General features: G+C 47.7%; 18 protein-coding genes. 14 read left to right on the top strand and 4 right to left on the bottom strand.

What is annotated here, in order from left to right; genetic code table 11:
* The first annotated feature begins 1 nt into the window (after position 1).
* The 3 genes from ICL80_RS12790 to kynA are packed head-to-tail and all read left to right on the top strand — an operon-like array spanning position 2 to position 2480.
* The gene (locus ICL80_RS12790; protein WP_228073510.1) at positions 2–406 is read left to right on the top strand and encodes a RidA family protein; all 405 of its coding nucleotides are present in this window, start codon (positions 2–4) and stop codon (positions 404–406) included.
* Positions 406–1647, top strand: a complete 1242-nt coding sequence (kynU, locus tag ICL80_RS12785) for a kynureninase (protein WP_194212878.1) — start codon at positions 406–408, stop codon at positions 1645–1647. Before ICL80_RS12790 ends, kynU begins: the two co-directional genes overlap by 1 nt.
* Complete coding sequence (kynA, locus tag ICL80_RS12780; protein WP_194212877.1) at positions 1644–2480, top strand: tryptophan 2,3-dioxygenase; 837 nt, start codon at positions 1644–1646, stop codon at positions 2478–2480. Before kynU ends, kynA begins: the two co-directional genes overlap by 4 nt.
* A 39-nt stretch (positions 2481–2519) precedes the next feature.
* Here the strand turns inward: kynA and ICL80_RS12775 are convergent, their stop codons facing one another.
* Positions 2520–2990 (bottom strand): Lrp/AsnC family transcriptional regulator, encoded by a 471-nt coding sequence (locus tag ICL80_RS12775; protein ID WP_194212875.1) that lies wholly within the window; start codon positions 2988–2990, stop codon positions 2520–2522.
* Positions 2991–3263: 273 nt separating this feature from the next.
* Between ICL80_RS12775 and ICL80_RS12770 the strand changes: the two genes are divergently transcribed.
* Complete coding sequence (locus ICL80_RS12770) at positions 3264–4025, top strand: SDR family NAD(P)-dependent oxidoreductase (protein ID WP_194212873.1); 762 nt, start codon at positions 3264–3266, stop codon at positions 4023–4025.
* Between the two features lie 64 nt (positions 4026–4089).
* Here the strand turns inward: ICL80_RS12770 and ICL80_RS12765 are convergent, their stop codons facing one another.
* Positions 4090–4653, bottom strand: coding sequence for an isochorismatase family protein (locus tag ICL80_RS12765; protein WP_194212871.1), 564 nt, complete (start codon positions 4651–4653; stop codon positions 4090–4092).
* A gap of 27 nt (positions 4654–4680) precedes the next feature.
* Complete coding sequence (locus tag ICL80_RS12760) at positions 4681–5571, bottom strand: LysR family transcriptional regulator (RefSeq protein ID WP_228073508.1); 891 nt, start codon at positions 5569–5571, stop codon at positions 4681–4683.
* Between the two features lie 119 nt (positions 5572–5690).
* Between ICL80_RS12760 and ICL80_RS12755 the strand changes: the two genes are divergently transcribed.
* Genes ICL80_RS12755 through ICL80_RS12735 form a run of 5 tightly spaced genes read left to right on the top strand, consistent with a single transcriptional unit; the run spans position 5691 to position 12240 of the window.
* On the top strand, positions 5691–7298 hold the full coding sequence (locus ICL80_RS12755; RefSeq protein WP_194212868.1) for a carboxyl transferase domain-containing protein: 1608 nt from the start codon (positions 5691–5693) through the stop codon (positions 7296–7298).
* Between the two features lie 10 nt (positions 7299–7308).
* The gene (locus ICL80_RS12750) at positions 7309–8103 is read left to right on the top strand and encodes an enoyl-CoA hydratase/isomerase family protein (RefSeq protein WP_194212866.1); all 795 of its coding nucleotides are present in this window, start codon (positions 7309–7311) and stop codon (positions 8101–8103) included.
* A complete protein-coding gene (locus ICL80_RS12745) occupies positions 8100–10100 on the top strand; it encodes an acetyl/propionyl/methylcrotonyl-CoA carboxylase subunit alpha (protein ID WP_194212865.1) in 2001 nt (666 codons plus the stop codon). The genes ICL80_RS12750 and ICL80_RS12745 overlap by 4 nt, the downstream gene beginning before the upstream one ends.
* Positions 10101–10130: 30 nt before the next feature.
* On the top strand, positions 10131–11297 hold the full coding sequence (locus ICL80_RS12740) for an isovaleryl-CoA dehydrogenase (protein WP_194212863.1): 1167 nt from the start codon (positions 10131–10133) through the stop codon (positions 11295–11297).
* Between the two features lie 16 nt (positions 11298–11313).
* Positions 11314–12240 (top strand): hydroxymethylglutaryl-CoA lyase, encoded by a 927-nt coding sequence (locus ICL80_RS12735; protein ID WP_194212861.1) that lies wholly within the window; start codon positions 11314–11316, stop codon positions 12238–12240.
* 12 nt (positions 12241–12252) lie between these two features.
* Here ICL80_RS12735 and ICL80_RS12730 read toward each other — a convergent pair whose 3' ends face one another.
* Positions 12253–13128, bottom strand: coding sequence for a LysR family transcriptional regulator (locus tag ICL80_RS12730; protein WP_194212859.1), 876 nt, complete (start codon positions 13126–13128; stop codon positions 12253–12255).
* Between the two features lie 116 nt (positions 13129–13244).
* On the opposite strand from ICL80_RS12730, the gene ICL80_RS12725 reads away from it, so the two are divergent.
* From ICL80_RS12725 to ICL80_RS12705, 5 genes are all read left to right on the top strand, one after another.
* Positions 13245–14351: an S-(hydroxymethyl)glutathione dehydrogenase/class III alcohol dehydrogenase gene (locus ICL80_RS12725; protein ID WP_194212857.1), complete on the top strand. Its 1107-nt coding sequence runs from the start codon at positions 13245–13247 to the stop codon at positions 14349–14351.
* Positions 14351–15196, top strand: coding sequence for an S-formylglutathione hydrolase (gene fghA / locus ICL80_RS12720; RefSeq protein WP_194212855.1), 846 nt, complete (start codon positions 14351–14353; stop codon positions 15194–15196). Before ICL80_RS12725 ends, fghA begins: the two co-directional genes overlap by 1 nt.
* A 307-nt stretch (positions 15197–15503) precedes the next feature.
* Entirely contained in the window at positions 15504–16331 is an 828-nt protein-coding gene (locus tag ICL80_RS12715; protein ID WP_194212853.1) for an alpha/beta fold hydrolase, read from the top strand.
* Between the two features lie 14 nt (positions 16332–16345).
* Positions 16346–16606, top strand: a complete 261-nt coding sequence (locus ICL80_RS12710; protein WP_194212851.1) for an extradiol ring-cleavage dioxygenase — start codon at positions 16346–16348, stop codon at positions 16604–16606.
* 1 nt (position 16607) lies between these two features.
* Positions 16608–17444 (top strand): DODA-type extradiol aromatic ring-opening family dioxygenase, encoded by an 837-nt coding sequence (locus ICL80_RS12705; RefSeq protein WP_194212849.1) that lies wholly within the window; start codon positions 16608–16610, stop codon positions 17442–17444.
* Positions 17445–17446: the final 2 nt, after the last annotated feature.

Raw genomic sequence — 17446 nt, 5'->3', positions numbered from 1 at the left:
AATGACACATATGCATTTGCTCCCTGATGGTTGGAAGCAGCCCATTGGTTACTCAAATGGCATGGTTGCTTCTGGCACGATGATATTTCTGGGGGGGCAGATTGGCTGGAATGAAAATCAGGTTTTTGAAGCCCAGACCTTTGCCGAACAGTTTGAGCAGACTTTAAACAATATTGCAGTTTTATTGAGTGAAGCAGGTGCTGCCCCAAAAGATTTGGTGCGCCTTACATGGTTCATTACTGATAAGAGCGAATATCTTGCAAACCTTAAAGAAATTGGCCGTATTTATCGGTCGATTTTTGGTGCGCACTATCCGGCAATGTCTGTTGTGCAAGTAGCTGATCTGATAGAAGACGCTGCAAAAATTGAAATAGAAGCGACCGCTGTTATTAAAGGTGATTTTTGATGCCAACTATATCTGATATCGCACTGGAGCGCCTCGATACAACTGACCCTTTAAGGCATAAACGAGCAGAATTTTCGCTCCCTGACGGCGTGATATATCTTGATGGTAATTCGCTTGGTGTTTTACCTAGTGCCGTGAAGCAAAGGGTGCAAAAAACAGTTGAGGAAGAATGGGGCGTCAGCCTAATTCGGGGCTGGAACAAACATGAGTGGATTGATCTGCCTATTACTGTTGGCAATAAGATTGCCCGGTTAATTGGGGCAGAAGCAGGCTCGGTATTGGCTGCAGATTCGACCAGTCTGAATGTTGCTAAAGCGGTATTTGCGGCTTTTTCTCTCAACCCGGAACGCAGGGTTATTCTATCCGATAGCGGCAATTTCCCAACAGATCTCTATATTACTCAAAGCGTTGTGGCCCAGATGGGTGAAGGCTATAGCCTCAAGATTGTCGCACCCGATGAAGTATATGATGCAATTGATGAAACTATCGCGGCAACCCTGATAACAGAGGTAGATTACCGTACTGGCAGAAAGCATGATATGGCAGCTCTAACAGCCCGCGCCCATGATGCAGGTGCAATTGCTGTGTGGGATTTGTGTCATTCAGCGGGGGCTTTGGAAATAGACCTGACAGGTGTTGGCGCTGATTTGGCTGTTGGGTGTAGCTATAAATATTTGAATGGGGGGCCAGGGTCGCCTGCCTTTATTTATGTTGCGCCAAAGCACCAAAAACAGGTTAAGCCAGTATTGACCGGTTGGATGGGGCATGAAAAGCCTTTTGCTTTTGATCTTGCCTATATACCAGCAGAGGGTATTAGGCGCATGGCAGCGGGCACGCCGCCAGTGCTTGCCTTGTCTGCGTTAGATGCTGCGCTAGATGCATGGGCAGATGTAGACATGCGGCAAGTTCGTGAAAAGTCTATCGCTCTTTCAGAATTATTTATTGCTGAAGTTGAGGAACGGTGTGTTGGGTTGGGCCTTGAGCTTGTTAGCCCCCGGAATGCTGCTGAACGCGGCAGTCAGATATCTTTCCGCTGTGCAGACGGCTACGCAGTCATGCAGGCCTTGATTGCCCACGGTGTAATAGGAGACTTTCGTGCACCGGATATCATTCGGTTTGGCTTTACCCCCCTTTATGTTGGGTACCACGATGTAGCCAAGGCCGCAGAGACGCTTGAGATGATATTGAAAACGAAAGAATGGTGTAAGCCCATCTACAGGGTGCAGGAGAAAGTAACGTGACAAAAGCATATAACCCAGGCGAAGAAGGGGCACATATGACATTTGAAGACAAAATGTCGTACGGTGATTATCTACAGCTTTCTAAAATCCTAGAGGCACAGGGACCTCTTTCAGATGCCCACGACGAAGTGCTGTTTATTATCCAGCATCAAACATCGGAATTGTGGATGAAGCTGGCCTTGCATGAAATGAAGGCTGCCAAAAAAGCTATTCAGGCAGACAAGCTACAGCCATGTTTTAAGATGCTGACAAGGGTGGCGCGTATTTTTGAGCAGTTAAATTCTGCGTGGGATGTGCTGCGCACAATGACACCAAGCGAGTATACAACCTTTCGTGATTCACTGGGTAAATCATCCGGCTTTCAGTCGTATCAATATCGGGCAATTGAATATGTTGCGGGTAATAAAAATGCAGCGATGTTGCAGCCACATGCTCATACAGAGACTATTTATACCTATCTTGAAATACTATTGAACGAGCCAAGCATATACGACGAGGTGCTGCTGCTACTGAAACGGCGCGGTTTTGATATTGATGATAAAATGCTCTCGCGGGACTGGTCTGGCGCTTATGAAGCGAATGACAGTGTTGCTAAGGCATGGCTTACTGTTTATGCAAAACCAGAAGAGTATTGGGACCTTTACGAGCTTGCGGAAAAGTTGGTTGATTTCGAAGACTATTTTCGGCGGTGGCGCTTTAACCATGTAACCACTGTTGAACGTGTTATGGGTTTTAAGCGTGGCACGGGGGGGACATCGGGTGTGGCATATTTACAAAAAATGCTCTCTGTCGTCCTGTTCCCTGAGCTGTGGAACATCCGGACGTCGCTTTAAATCAGCCTGGCCGGGTAAAACCGGCCTGAAGCTTATTCGCTAAATGACTTTAAGCGGTATTTCTGTGGTGTATTTTACCTCTGTAAGGGCAACGCTTGAATTGATATCAAGAACACCGGGAAGCTGCGAAAGATGCTCTCTGAAAAATTCTTCGTAGGAATCAATATCTTTTGTGACAATACGCAGTAAAAAATCAGTACGGCCCATCATTACGTAACATTCTGTTACTTCTGGGAATGAGCGTATTTTATCTTCAAAATCGCCTACGCCTTGCCTGCCATTTGCACTTAATTTCACCTCAGTATAGATCACAACATTAAAACCCAGTTTTCTACGATCAAGAATGCCAACTCTACGGTTTATATAGCCTTCATCCTCAAGGCGCTTAATACGCCGCCAGCAAGGTGGCTGCGACAGATTGATCCTTTCTGCAATTTCTGATGCGGTAAGGCTTGCATCTGATTGAATGAGGGAAAGGATTTTGCGGTCCAGTTTGTCGAGTTCTGCCATTTGGGTGGTCCTGAAAAACGTATGAGCTATGCTTGTTATGATTATAATATCAAATTCTTGTATAAATAATACTGTATTTTTTATTATTAAGTATAAATATAATAGATTTATGGTCTTGTCGTAAAATCACTGCTCTGTTTTACGAACACGCTTTATTGCATGCCGCAGAATGTGATAGGAACGTGCCTGTATAAAATAAGAGGATAGTTTCCTCCCACTTCTGAAGAAAAACGGTGTCATGAAAATACCGCGACAAAAAGAAAGGTAATATCCGTGAAAGTAACAGGTTTAGGGGCAGTTGTAACAGGGGGGTCATCTGGCCTTGGTGGGGCAACAGCAGAGGCACTTGCTGCGGCTGGAGCAAAAGTAACTATCTTTGACGTTAACGAAGAAGCTGGTCTTGCTCAGGCCAAGAAAATTGGCGGCAAATTTGTTAAAGTTGATGTAACAAACGAAGAAAGCGTCATTGCCGGCCTTGATGCTGCCGAAGCCGCGCACGGTACTAGCCGCATTCTTGTGAACTGCGCGGGTATTGTGATGGGGGCTAAAACTGTAGGCCGGGAAGCCAAGCCTTTTCCTATGGACCAGTTTCGTAAGGTTATAGATGTGAACTTGATTGGCAGTTATAATGTGCTGTCAAAATTCGCGGCGCGCCTTAGCACTGCGGAGCCTGTTGGTGAAGAACGTGGCGTTATTGTAAATACAGCAAGTGTAGCGGCGTTTGACGGTCAGATTGGCCAGGCTGCTTACTCTGCCTCTAAGGCAGCGATTGCTGGTATTATGCTGCCGGTTGCGCGTGATTTGGCACAGTTTGGTATTCGTGTCTGTGCTATTGCACCCGGCATTTTCTGGACACCAATGCTCGCTGGTATGAGCCCTGAACTTCAAGAATCCCTCGGTAGCCAGGTGCCTTTCCCTAGCCGTATGGGTAAACCAGAGGAATATGCGCTGCTTGCAATGAGCATCATTGACAACCCAATGCTGAACGGCGAGACAATCCGTCTTGACGGCGCTATACGGATGGCGCCGCGCTAGTCAGTACAGCAATCTATTCTATGAGATGTTTAAAACCCCGGTTTTTACCGGGGTTTTTTGTATGTCAGGATGATTTTATAAGAGGGAGAGCGGCTTTGAAGTCTGCTGTGCCAGCCTGTTCAAGCCATTCAAAGAGCACCATGTCACTATCAACAATAGTAATGCCTTTTTGGTGTAACCTCGCTAAACCGATGCGAGATTTTTCTTCAGTACGAGCAGCGGTAGCATCTGCGACAACAAAAATATCAAACCCCATATCTACAAGGCCAAAAGCTGTTTGCAATATGCAAACATGTGTTTCAAGTCCGCAGAGCACAATCTGATTAATGCCTTGGTTTTTGATAGAGATAAAGCGGTGGTTCAGCGCTTGATCGGCTACACAAGAAAAGTGAACCTTTTCGAAGGTGTCTTTTGCTTCAAAGTGTTCGCGTAAGATAGGGGGAGTAGGCCCCAAGCCTTTAACATAATGCTCACTCAGCGTTTTGCTTACATGGAGTTGCTGTGCAATTTGAAGTAGCCTGAGACATGTGCTTTGCACAGTGTTGATAGTAGGAATAAGGGGAAGAAGGTTTTGCTGTATGTCAATTACAAGCAGGTGCGATGTTTTTTTATGAAGCAAGCTGGTCAAAGTATGATCTCCCCTTAAATGCCTGTTTTAATCCAATGCTTTGGTTTTTTCGCCCCATGATTGCAGGACATGGTTTTCAAAACACTCTGCTACAGGGTGCAGGCTTTTTGGCAACTGATAGCGTGGTTTAAAAAGCGCAAGGCGTCGGCGGTAATCGAAGCCAGTTAGGGTGACAGCTTTTACATTTTCATTCAAAAGGCTTTCGGGAACTAGAGTGCCGCCTATACCCGCGGCGACCATTGCAATTGCTCGGCTGTCATTGGGGGTTCTATACACTAGTCTTGGACGGATGTTTTTGTCTGTGAAATACCGGCTGGTCTCTGATAATACCTCGCATCTGCTACGAACAATCATGTATACTTCAACAAGGTCTATTGCTGAAACTGCAGTTCTGGACGTAAGGGCATGGTCTTTGGGCAAAATAAACTTATAGGCTTCGTCAAAAAGAGGCAGGGCCTTGCTTTCATCTTCACCCCTATGAATGGAAAGCGCATAATCAAGGCTTCTGTCTTCTAACCGGTTGGTCAGCTCTTGTTCGGTGCCGTCATATACTTCGATAGTGATTTTAGAATCTATTTTCCTGAAATCAGCCAGCAGGTTGCCAACAGCGCGGTTGGAAAGTGTAGTAAGAATGCCAATACGTAACACCGGGGCACTAGCAACCTCGTCAAGAGCTTGTATGGCCATATTGCATTCATGGAGAATGGCTTTTGCGCGTGGCAGGAAACGAGTGCCGGCATCTGTCAGAAATACGCGTCTGTTCGTTCGTTCAAAAAGCGCTTGGCCTACTTGGGCTTCCAGCTTTTTAATACCAGCAGATAGGGTTGGCTGTGTGACAAACACTCTGTCAGCGGCACGAGTAAAGCTGCCAGTTTCCACAACAGCTAGAAAGTAACGCAGTAAATATAAATCCATCATAGACAATATCTATCAATTCTATTTTTTTCTTCAATTTTACCAATACCACGGCTTTCTCTATAGTACCAGACAAGAAGGAACAAGCACGTTTGTTTTGTGCTTAAGGGGAAGTTTTCTACATGGCCGTAATACAGTCTACCATTCAAGTTGGTGGTGCGGACTTTGACCGCAATTTTGACCATATGCAAACTCAGGTTAACGACCTGAATGAAAAGATATCCACAATTAGCTTGGGTGGGCCAGAGCGTGCCCGCGAAAAGCATTTAGCTCGTGGTAAGTTGTTGCCGCGTGAGCGCGTAAATGCACTTCTGGATGAAAGTAGTCCTTTTATGGAGCTTTCTCAGCTTGCAGGTTACGGCATGTATGATGCTGACATTCCTGCAGGCGGTGTGATTGCAGGTATTGGTAGGGTTGAAGGCACAGAGTGCATGATTGTTTGCAATGATGCGACAGTAAAAGGCGGTACCTACTACCCGATTACGGTTAAAAAACACTTGCGAGCACAGGAAATAGCACGGGAAAACCATTTGCCTTGTGTGTATCTGGTCGATAGTGGCGGTGCCAACCTTCCTAATCAGGATGAGGTTTTTCCAGATCGGGACCATTTTGGCCGCATTTTCTATAATCAAGCTAATATGTCTGCTGTTGGTATCCCTCAAATTGCTGTTGTGATGGGTAGTTGTACAGCTGGTGGAGCTTATGTGCCTGCCATGTCTGATGAAAGTATCATTGTTCAAAATCAAGGCACGATTTTCCTTGGTGGTCCGCCGCTTGTAAAGGCTGCGACAGGTGAGATTGTCTCAGCAGAAGATTTGGGCGGCGGTGATGTGCATGCTCGCACCTCCGGTGTGGTTGATCATTTGGCACGGGATGACCATCACGCGCTGGGTCTTGCGCGCTCTATAGTTGCTAACCTGAACCGCCGCAAAGATGTGCAGGTTACTCTAAAGCCTGTCAAAGAACCACTTTATGATACGCGTGAAATATACGGTGTTATCCCAAAGGATACCCGGCAACCTTACGATGTACGCGAAGTAATCGCGCGCATTGTTGATGGCTCTGAGTTTGACGAGTTTAAAAAGCTGTACGGCGAAACGCTGGTGTGTGGCTTTGCCCATATTTATGGTTATCCGGTTGGGATTGTTGCCAACAACGGGGTGTTGTTTTCAGAAAGTGCCCTTAAAGGCGCGCACTTTGTAGAACTGTGTGCACAGCGTGGTATTCCGCTTGTGTTCTTGCAAAATATCACTGGTTTTATGGTCGGTCAAAAATACGAAAATGGTGGTATTGCCCGCGACGGTGCCAAAATGGTAACGGCTGTGGCTTCTGCCAATGTGCCCAAGTTTACCATCCTGATTGGGGGTAGTTTTGGTGCAGGTAACTATGGCATGTGTGGTCGCGCTTATCAGCCGCGTTTCCTGTGGATGTGGCCTAATGCACGGATTTCTGTGATGGGCGGTGAGCAAGCCGCAACTGTACTGGCGACGGTTAAACGCGACGGTATGGAAGCTCGCGGTGAAAATTGGCCCGCGGAAGAAGAAGAGGCCTTCAGGAAACCAATACGCGATATGTATGAACATCAAGGGCACCCTTATTATGCCAGTGCCCGCCTTTGGGATGATGGAGTAATTGACCCTGCCGATACCCGCCGTGTGCTTGGCCTAGGCTTATCTGCCAGCATGAATGCCCCCATAGAGCCAACACGCTTCGGCGTGTTCCGGATGTAAGGAGTAAGCTATGGTAGACACTCTTATAAGCACAATTGATGATGACGGTGTAGCAACTGTGACTCTGTCTCGGCCTGATGTGCACAACGCGTTTAATGATGATCTGATATGGGAACTGAATAACAGCTTTACCACGCTTGGTACTAACCCTGATGTGAGAGCAATTATTCTAACAGGGGCGGGCAAAAACTTTTCTGCTGGTGCAGACCTTAACTGGATGAAGGCGGCAGCGAATTACAGTGCAGAACAGAATATGCGTGATGCCAAGCAGCTTTCCGGTATGTTGGGAACTCTCGATACATGCCCAAAACCAACTATAGCAATAGTGAACGGCGCTGCATACGGCGGCGGTGTTGGGCTCGTGGCATGCTGTGATATTGTGATAGCAGTTGAAAGCGCAAGTTTTGCTTTGTCTGAAGTGCGGCTTGGTTTAACGCCAGCCACTATTTCACCGTATGTTGTAGCAGCTATTGGTCAGCGTGCCGCAAGACGTTACTTTTTAACGGCTGAGCGCTTTGGTGCCGAAGAAGCCCGCCGTATTGGCCTTGTCCATGAAATCGCACCGTCACTACAGGAGGCAAGTTGCCTCTCGAGTAAAGTGATCAAACACATTCTCGCGGGTGCACCTATGGCCCAACAGGAAGCAAAAGCCTTGATCCGTGATGTGAGCGGCGAAAAAATAACGGAGGATCTTACAACTGAAACAGCCCGCCGTATTGCCGCCCGCCGCGCCAGTACAGAGGGCCGTGAAGGTGTAACGGCCTTTTTAGAAAAGCGCCCTGCAGCATGGAGTGTGAAGTCATGAGTAACCGTATACAAACACTTCTCATTGCAAACCGCGGTGAAATTGCCTGCCGAATTATGAAAACCTGCAAGCGTTTGGGGATTCGAACCGTTGCCGTTTATTCCGATGCGGACGCGCGGAGCATGCATACACAGATGGCAGATGATGCTGTGCATATTGGCGGCGCCGCTGCTACAGACAGCTATCTGTGTGCGGATAAAATTCTGGCGGCAGCCAAACTTACGGGCGCTGACGCTATTCACCCGGGTTATGGGTTCCTTTCCGAAAACCCCGGTTTTGCTGAAAGTTGTGCTCAAAACGGTATTATCTTTGTGGGACCCTCAGCGGATGCGATGCGTGCTATGGCACTTAAAGGTGCCGCTAAAAAGCTGATGGAAGATGCGAATGTGCCTGTAGTTCCCGGTTATCACGGCGATGATCAGTCTGTTGAAACGCTTTCAAAAGCGGCTAGGGAAATTGGTTTTCCTGTACTCATTAAGGCGGTGGCTGGTGGCGGCGGTAAGGGTATGCGCACGGTCATGCAGGAAAGCGAACTGGTTGCGGCGATTGAAGGCGCGCGGCGCGAGGGTAAAAACTCGTTTAGCAATGATACCCTTTTGATCGAAAAATATATTCAAAAGCCACGCCATATTGAAATTCAAGTGTTTGCAGATAGAAGTGGCCACACAGTTCATTTGTTTGAACGCGATTGTTCCCTACAGCGCAGACACCAAAAGGTTATCGAGGAAGCGCCAGCCCCCGGCATGACTGCGGAAATGCGCGCTGCAATGGGCAGTGCAGCGGTTAAAGCTGCGGAAGCTATTGGCTATGAAGGTGCGGGTACTGTTGAATTTATAGTGGATGTCGAAAACGGCCTTCAAGACGCCCCTTTCTATTTCATGGAAATGAATACACGATTACAGGTGGAGCACCCTGTAACCGAAATGATAACCGGCCAGGATTTGGTGGAATGGCAACTGTATGTTGCAGAAGGTAAGCCACTACCGCTTGATCAAAAGGGTGTTAATGCGGCTGTAACCGGCCATGCGGTGGAAGTGCGGCTGTATGCCGAAGATCCGTACCACGATTTTATGCCTTCAACGGGTACTATTGCTTTGTTCAACCCTGATGCGCCGACTAGTTCAAACCAGCGTATTGATGCAGGTGTGAAAGCTGGAGACGCTGTTACCATATACTATGACCCGATGATCGCGAAGCTGATCGCAAAAGGGGAAGACAGAGAGAGCGCTATTGCGGCTCTTATTGCACTGGTACAGGAAACGCCTATTACAGGGCTTGCTACCAACCGTGACTTTCTAATGCGTTTACTGGCTCATAAAGGGTTTCAGGACGGTGATGTGCACACAGGGTTTATTGGCACACACAGTGGCACACTTCTGGCAGAGCCTGTGCCATGTGCCAGAGATTATGCCGTCGCGGTTTTTGCCCTTGCCGCAAGCCGCCAAAATGGCGCTGACCCTTGGGACGTCAATGATACTTTCCGCATGAACCTATCAAATGAAGAGCCCTTCTGGTTTGAAGCAGCCGAAGGCGAAAGCCTTAAGGTTGTGCTGCAAAAAGACAACCGGCAGTATAAAGCCACTATAGGCGATCAATCATTTGTTGCTGATATTGTTAGCTATGGTGATAACCGCCTTCGCTATGTATTAGACGGACAACGGAACAGCGTTTTTGTTGATGCTGGTACGGGCCATGTCACGCTCATTACCGCAGATACAAGCCTTACCCTCAAGCGCCGCACCTATGACGCGGGGAGCGATAATGATGCTGATGGTCCTGGTACGGTCTTGTCACCGATGCCGGGTAAAATTCTAGATGTTAAAGCCTCGAACGGCGACCTGGTTTCAAAAGGTCAGGCACTTCTCGTTCTTGAAGCTATGAAAATGGAACAAACTATTGTCGCACCGCGAGATGGTTTGGTCGCAAATCTTAACCTGAAATCCGGCGATCAGATTTCAGGAGGCGCTATCCTCCTGACAATCGAAGACGCATCATGATTCACCCTAATCTACAGAGGTATACATACCATGTTTGAGTTTCCGCACCTCAAGTTTGACCACAGCGAAGAAATAACCATGCTGCGTGAAACGGTTGCCCGTTTTGCTGATGATGAAATTATGCCGCGTGCAGAGGCTATTGATGCTGAAGGGCATTTTCCAGCAGACCTTTGGGAGAAAATGGGCGAGCTTGGCATTTTGGGGATGACGGCCCCAGAAGAGTTTGGCGGCGCAGATATGGGCTATTTGGCGCATGTTATTGCCATGGAAGAAATCAGCCGGGCCTCTGCCAGTATTGGTCTAAGTTACGGTGCGCATTCTAATCTGTGTGTAAACCAGCTCACAAAAAATGCCAGTGCAGAGCAAAAAGCCAAGTATTTACCTAAGCTTATCACAGGTGAGCATGTGGGCGCTTTGGCCATGTCTGAGCCGGGTTCAGGTTCTGATGTGGTGTCTATGCGTTTGAAAGCTGAAAAGCGTAATGACGGCTTTTTACTTAACGGAAGCAAGATGTGGATTACAAACGGCCCGGATGCAGACGTACTGGTGGTTTACGCAAAAACCAATATGGAAGCAGGTCCAAAAGGCATTACAGCCTTTATTATTGAAAAAGGCATGGAAGGTTTCTCAACAGCGCAGAAGCTTGACAAGCTTGGCATGCGTGGTTCGCACACGGGCGAACTGGTATTTGAAAACTGCTTTGTGCCTTTTGAGAATATTGTTGGTGAAGAAGGCCGAGGTGTTAATGTTTTGATGTCCGGGCTTGACTACGAGCGTGTCGTGCTTTCTGGTGGTCCGCTAGGTATCATGCGTTCTTGCCTTGATACGGTTATTCCTTATGTTCATGATCGCCAGCAGTTTGGTAAACCAATTGGCACCTTTCAGTTGATGCAGGGCAAACTCGCTGATATGTACTCGGTTTGGGGTGCAGCACGGGCTTATGTTTATGCTGTGGCAACCGCATGTGATCGCGGTGAAACAACCCGTAAGGATGCAGCAGGCTGTATTTTGTTTGCGGCAGAAAAAGCAACATGGATGGCAGGAGAGGCTATTCAAACACTTGGCGGCAATGGGTATATTAACGAGTACCCGGTAGGGCGTTTTTGGCGTGATGCCAAGCTTTATGAAATTGGCGCAGGCACGTCTGAAATTCGCCGTATGCTGATTGGGCGTAGCCTGTTCGACGAAACTGCTTAAGAAAAGAGGATACCTGATGAGTGTAGATGCACGTGTGGAAATTGTTGAAGTTGGTGCGCGTGATGGGCTGCAAAATGAACAGGTATCCTTTTCTACTGACCAAAAGCTTACGCTTTTAACAAAGGCTATGGATGCGGGCTTGAAGCGCCTTGAGGTGGCAAGTTTTGTTCACCCCAAACTTGTACCCCAAATGGCGGATGCTGAAGCTGTTGTTGCGGGCCTCCCTGATGATAATAGTGTTGAATATATTGGTCTTGTTTTAAATAAGCGGGGCTATATGCGGGCACTTGCAACCCGGGATGGCAACAAGCGCGGCGTTGATGAAGTTGGCTGTGTAGCAACGGCATCAGATGGCTTTGGGCAAAAAAATCAGGGCCAGACCCGTGCGGAGTCTGTTGAGGTTGCTAAAGAAATTATTCAGCTGGCACACCGCGACGGTGTGAAGGCACAGGTGACAATCTCTGTTGCTTTTGGCTGTCCTTTTGATGGTGAAATATCAGCACAAGCAGTGGTTGATATGGCTAAAGAACTGGCAGCAGCAAACCCGCGCGAGATTGCAATAGCTGACACCATTGGTGTTGCAACCCCCATGCAGGTGTATGATCTGTTTAGTGCGCTAAAAGCAGAGCTGCCTGATGTTCCCCTGCGGGCGCATTTCCATAACACTCGAAATACCGGTATCGCAAATGCATGGGCTGCCTATCAGGCAGGGGTTAGAGTTTTGGACAGCTCAATCGCGGGCCTTGGGGGCTGCCCTTTTGCGCCTAGGGCTACGGGTAATATTGGTACGGAAGATCTTTTGTACATGCTTGATAGGTCGGGAGTGCAAACAGATGTTGACCTTGATGCGCTTATAAATTTGTCTGCATGGGTGGAAGAAATACTTGGCAGGCCTGTGCCGTCTATGGTGGCCCATGCTGGTGGTTTTCCGCGGCTACCCTAGCTATCTAATTGCTTATAATGGGGTTTCCATTGCAGTTTTTAAAAGATCTATCAGTTTTTTGATTTTGGGCAGCAAGTGCTTTCTATGGGGGTAAACGGCCCATATAGGTTCGTCGTTGATGCGGTTGTCATCCAACACCAGTTCAACCTCGCCGCTATCCAGATGTTTTTTAATGTAATGCTCTGGTAGCTGACAAATACCCATATCTCCTAAGACGGCTTCAACAACACCGTCACCGCTATTGCAGCGCCAATTTCCTTTGGGCTGAAAATTTACTTTTTCCCCGGATGTTTGGAAATGCCAAACCGGGTTTGTACCCAGTAAGCAATTATGGTTTCTCAGGTCATTGATAGAGGAGGGGTAACCATTTATTTTAAAGTAGTTTTTTGATGCACAGGTGCATAAACGCCTTGATCCCAGTTTGGTGGCAATCAGTCTTGAATCTGGCAAATGACCGGTGCGAATAGCCAGATCAAATCCTTCACCGATCAAGTCCACCATCTTGTTGGAAATGTCTATCCAGATAGATAAATCTTTAAAGTCCTGAACATATTGCCGTGCGATAGGCATGAGGAAATGATGGGCAATTGCAGGGGAGCACGTTATGCGCAGCTCACCGCGGGGGGCGCTGTCTGCCGCAATCATGGCAAGGGCTGTGTCACGGTCTTCAATAAGTTGTCTAAAAGGTTCAAGTAAAACTTCCCCTCTGTATGTAAGCGCCAGTGAACGAGTGGTGCGGTTAAAAAGGCGGGTCTGTGTTTTTGTTTCAAGCTTTGCTACAGCGCGGCTGATATGCGCATTTGAAACTCCTAAAGCCTTTGCCGCTCCTGTAAAGCTGCCAGCTTCTGCGACTGCTACGAATTCTTCCACACCGTCCCATTGAGGCATTTATTATTTCCATACAGTAATTCAGTTTTTACATATGTAACATTTGTACTAAGCCTGTAACAATTATAATCTTACGCAAATTTAGTTTTATTCAGTTTAGAAAAGGCAACATAAGCATGAAAACGAAAGCTGCGGTAGCATGGGGCGCGGGTAAGCCTCTTAGCATTGAAGATGTTGATCTTGAGGGCCCAAAGGCTGGCGAAGTACTGGTTGAAGTGAAGGCGACAGGCGTGTGCCACACAGATGCTTTCACATTGTCCGGTGATGACCCAGAGGGTGCGTTTCCGGCCATTCTTGGTCATGAAGGTGCGGGTGTTGTGCTTGAGGTGGGTGAGGGTGTTAAAAGCCTTAAGCCGGGTGATCATGTTATTCCGCTCTACACACCAGAGTGCCGCGAGTGTGATTACTGTCTGCACCCCAAAACCAACCTGTGCCAAAGCATACGCTCAACACAAGGGCAGGGGCTGATGCCAGATGGTACCAGCCGGTTCAGTATCGATGGCAAACCGATCCTTCACTATATGGGCTGTTCAACATTCTCTAATCACACAGTTTTACCAGAAATTGCCCTTGCAAAAGTGCGTGAAGACGCGCCGTTTGACAAGATTTGCTACATTGGTTGTGGTGTTACAACGGGTGTAGGTGCTGTAGCGTTTGACGCGAAAGTGGAACCGGGCTCAAATGTGGTTGTGTTTGGCCTTGGCGGCATCGGCTTGAATGTTATTCAGGGTGCGCGGATGGTGGGGGCTAACCGCATCGTTGGTATCGATATCAATGAGAGCAAAGTGGAAATGGCCAAAAAGTTTGGCATGACCCATTTTATTAACCCCAAGAAAACTGAAAACCTTATTGAGGCGATCATGGACCTCACTAACGGCGGCGCAGACTATAGTTTTGAGTGTATTGGTAATGTGAACACCATGCGTCAGGCACTTGAGTGCTGCCACAAGGGCTGGGGCGAAAGCATCATTATTGGCGTGGCGGGCGCTGGGCAGGAAATCTCCACCCGTCCGTTCCAGTTGGTTACTGGCCGTGTTTGGCGTGGGTCTGCCTTTGGCGGTGCGCGTGGCCGCACTGACGTGCCCAAAATCGTTGATTGGTACATGGACGGCAAGATCAATATTGATGATCTGATCACCCATAAAATGCCATTGAGTGATATCAATAAGGCGTTTGACCTGATGCATGCGGGCGAAAGCATCCGTAGTGTGGTAGAATTCTAATGTCCTATGAAGTTATCAGCGAAACGGCATCATTTGGTGGTGTTCAGGGGTATTATAAACACACAGCGGAAACGTTGAAGTGCGACATGCGCTTTTCTGTTTATATGCCGCCGCAAGCACAAGAAGGTAAGGTGCCGGTTCTCTGGTACCTTTCTGGTCTTACATGCACGGAAGATAACGCAACCGTTAAGGCTGGTTTTCAGCGTGTGGCAAGTGAGCTTGGCCTAATGATCATATGCCCAGATACCAGCCCGCGCGGCGAGGGTGTTCCAAATGTAGAGGAATATGATTTTGGGCAAGGCGCAGGCTTTTATGTAGACGCAACAGAAAAGCCGTGGGCTGAGCATTTCAAGATGTATAGCTATATTACAAAAGAACTGCCTAGTGTTATTGCCGCGAATTTTGCTGCGGCAGATATGGAAAAGCAAGGTATTACCGGTCACTCAATGGGGGGGCACGGGGCCTTAACCCTCTTTTTGAAAAATCAGGATGTTTATAAGTCTGTTTCTGCATTTTCACCTATTGTTGCACCGATGAAATGCCCTTGGGGGCAAAAAGCACTTCCTGGCTATTTAGGTGATAATCCAAACGTATGGGCAGAATATGATGCTTGTGCATTGCTGCGAAAGCTTGGCTCGGTGGATACTGAAATTTTGATAGATCAGGGGCTTGCTGATAATTTTATGGAGGGCCAACTGAAGCCAGAGCTGTTTGAAGATGCATGCGAGGCTACAGGGCAGCAATTGAAGTTACGACGACATGAAGGGTATGACCATGGCTACTTTTTTATAGCAACATTCATGGAAGACCACTTGAGGCATCATGCTGGAGTATTAACTGCATAATACGCACCTTTCATTATAAACTTTAAAAGCCTGCATGATGTTTCATGCGGGCTTTTTTTAAAGCGAAATTCTTTGGGTTTTGGCTTTTGTAGGCTGGCTGATTCAAAAAATACTATAAAGTATTTTTATTTATATAATTTAAAAATTTTTTTAAATAAAAATAATTTTTATTCTAATTTATTGATATAGTTATTTGATATATAAAGATAAATATTTTTTATGCATAAAATACTATACAGTATGTATTTTCAATGATATTTCTGAGTTTGGCCGGGGAAGCCAGTTTTTAATATTGGAGAGATCATCGATGGTAGCTATTGCCTTTGAGGACCGCGTGGAGGTATTCGCGCTTGGTCATAAAACCAATGTTCATGTGGCGGGTAGCGGGCGGCCGGTCATATTATTGCACGGTTCGGGCCCCGGTGTTTCTGCTTGGTCAAACTGGGCAGGCTTGATCGGGGAACTTGCAGAAAACTACAAAGTATATGCCCCTGATATTGCGGGCTTTGGGTATACCGAACTGAAAGATGGTACCAAGTATGACATCAAGTTCTGGGTGCAGCATCTGGTTGCTGTGATGGATGCCCTTGAAATTGAAAAAGCCGTACTGGTTGGTAATTCTTTTGGCGGTGCCCTTTCTATAGCCATGGCCTTGTCGCAGGCTGACCGCGTTGAAAAAATCATGCTGATGGGAACGCCGTGCGGTGAATTCCAAATATCTGATGGGCTTTATGCCGGGCTTACGTATGAACCGTCGCTTGAGAATATGCGCAAGCTTGTTGAAAACTTCCCTTATGACAAAGGCATCATCACGGACGCGATGGTAGAGGCGCGTTATGAAGCCAGTATCAGAGAAGGGGCACATGAAGCCTTTCGTAAGCTTATGCCGCCGCCAGAAGAAGGCCGGGATACAATTGTGAAGGGCTTCCCGCAAAAATATCTGACCGGCATTAAATGTGAAGCCCTTGTGGTGCATGGCCGGGAAGACCGGGTTGTGCCGCCTGAGTGCGGACGCCGCATTTTTGAGGCTATCCCACGGGCAGAATTACATATGTTTGGCCAGTGTGGCCACTGGGTCCAGCTAGAGCGAAGCCAGCAGTTTAAAAAATTGTTGAGTGATTTTTTGGCTGCATAGGGAAAGCATAACCAATGAATGTGAATAGGCTGGAACGTGTGGTTTATGATCTGGGTGTAAACCGGGATGCAAAGCAGAAGTTCCGTGAAGATGCAGCACGCTTTCTTGCGGGATATAACCTGACGGCAGAAGAGCAGGAACTGATTACCACTTTTGATGTGAAAAAGCTTGCGGAGCTGGGCGTTAGCCCGCTCGCGCTTATGGGGTACTGGATTCAGGTGGAACCAACGCGGCATATGGGCACCTATATGAAGCGTATGCAGGGGGAAACATAAAATGGGACAGGTCGTTGGTGGTTTTCTGGTGCCGCATGCACCGCTGATATTCACCCATAAAGGGCGCGGTGATGCCGCGCAAGAACAGCGCGTCATGGATGCTTTTTCTTATGTTTCAAAGCGGATCGCGGAACTTGAGTGCGATACAGTGATTATTGTGGGGGCAGATCACTTTATCCTGTTTGGCCCAAGCAACTTGCCCAAAATGTTAATGGCAGTGGGTGATGTGCAGGGGCCGATCGAAAAATTTCCGGATTTACCGCGTTATGACCATGCGGTTGATGCCGCGCTGGCAGAGCATATTCTTCAGCACGGTGAGGAAAATACGACAGACTGGTCTGTGGCAAAATCCATCGTTGTTGATCATGCGATCACGATCCCACACTTTTTGCTGGTGAAGCCGCTTGAGGCGGTCAAAACTATCCCAGTTTATCTGAACGCAGCGGTGGAACCCCGCATTAACCTGAAGCGTTGCTTTAGGCTTGGGGCAGAAATTCGCGCTGCGGTCGAAGCCTTTCCTGATAATCGCCGTGTGGCTGTGATCGGGTCTGGGGGCTTTAGCCACTGGGTTGGCAGTGCGCGTATGGGCAGTATCAATGAAGAATTTGATCGCAAGTTGCTGGGGTGGATTGAAGACAGCAACTTTGCCCCTATTCTGGACCTTCCTGATGATGTGATCCTTGAAAATGGCGGCGAAGGGGAACTGGAAATTCGCCAAATGCTGTGTGCGCTTGGATCGGTGAAAGACCCGGTTTGTAAGTTGATCGCTTATGAGCCCGTCAAGGCCTGGATCACAGGCATGGCTTTTGTTGAAATCACCCCAGCCAGTGGTTCTTGAGG

The sequence above is a fragment of the Kordiimonas pumila genome (assembly GCF_015240255.1).
GTDB classification, from domain to species: domain Bacteria; phylum Pseudomonadota; class Alphaproteobacteria; order Sphingomonadales; family Kordiimonadaceae; genus Kordiimonas; species Kordiimonas pumila.
Note: the sequence above shows the minus strand (reverse complement) of the source record. Positions and strands in the feature narration are given on the sequence as shown.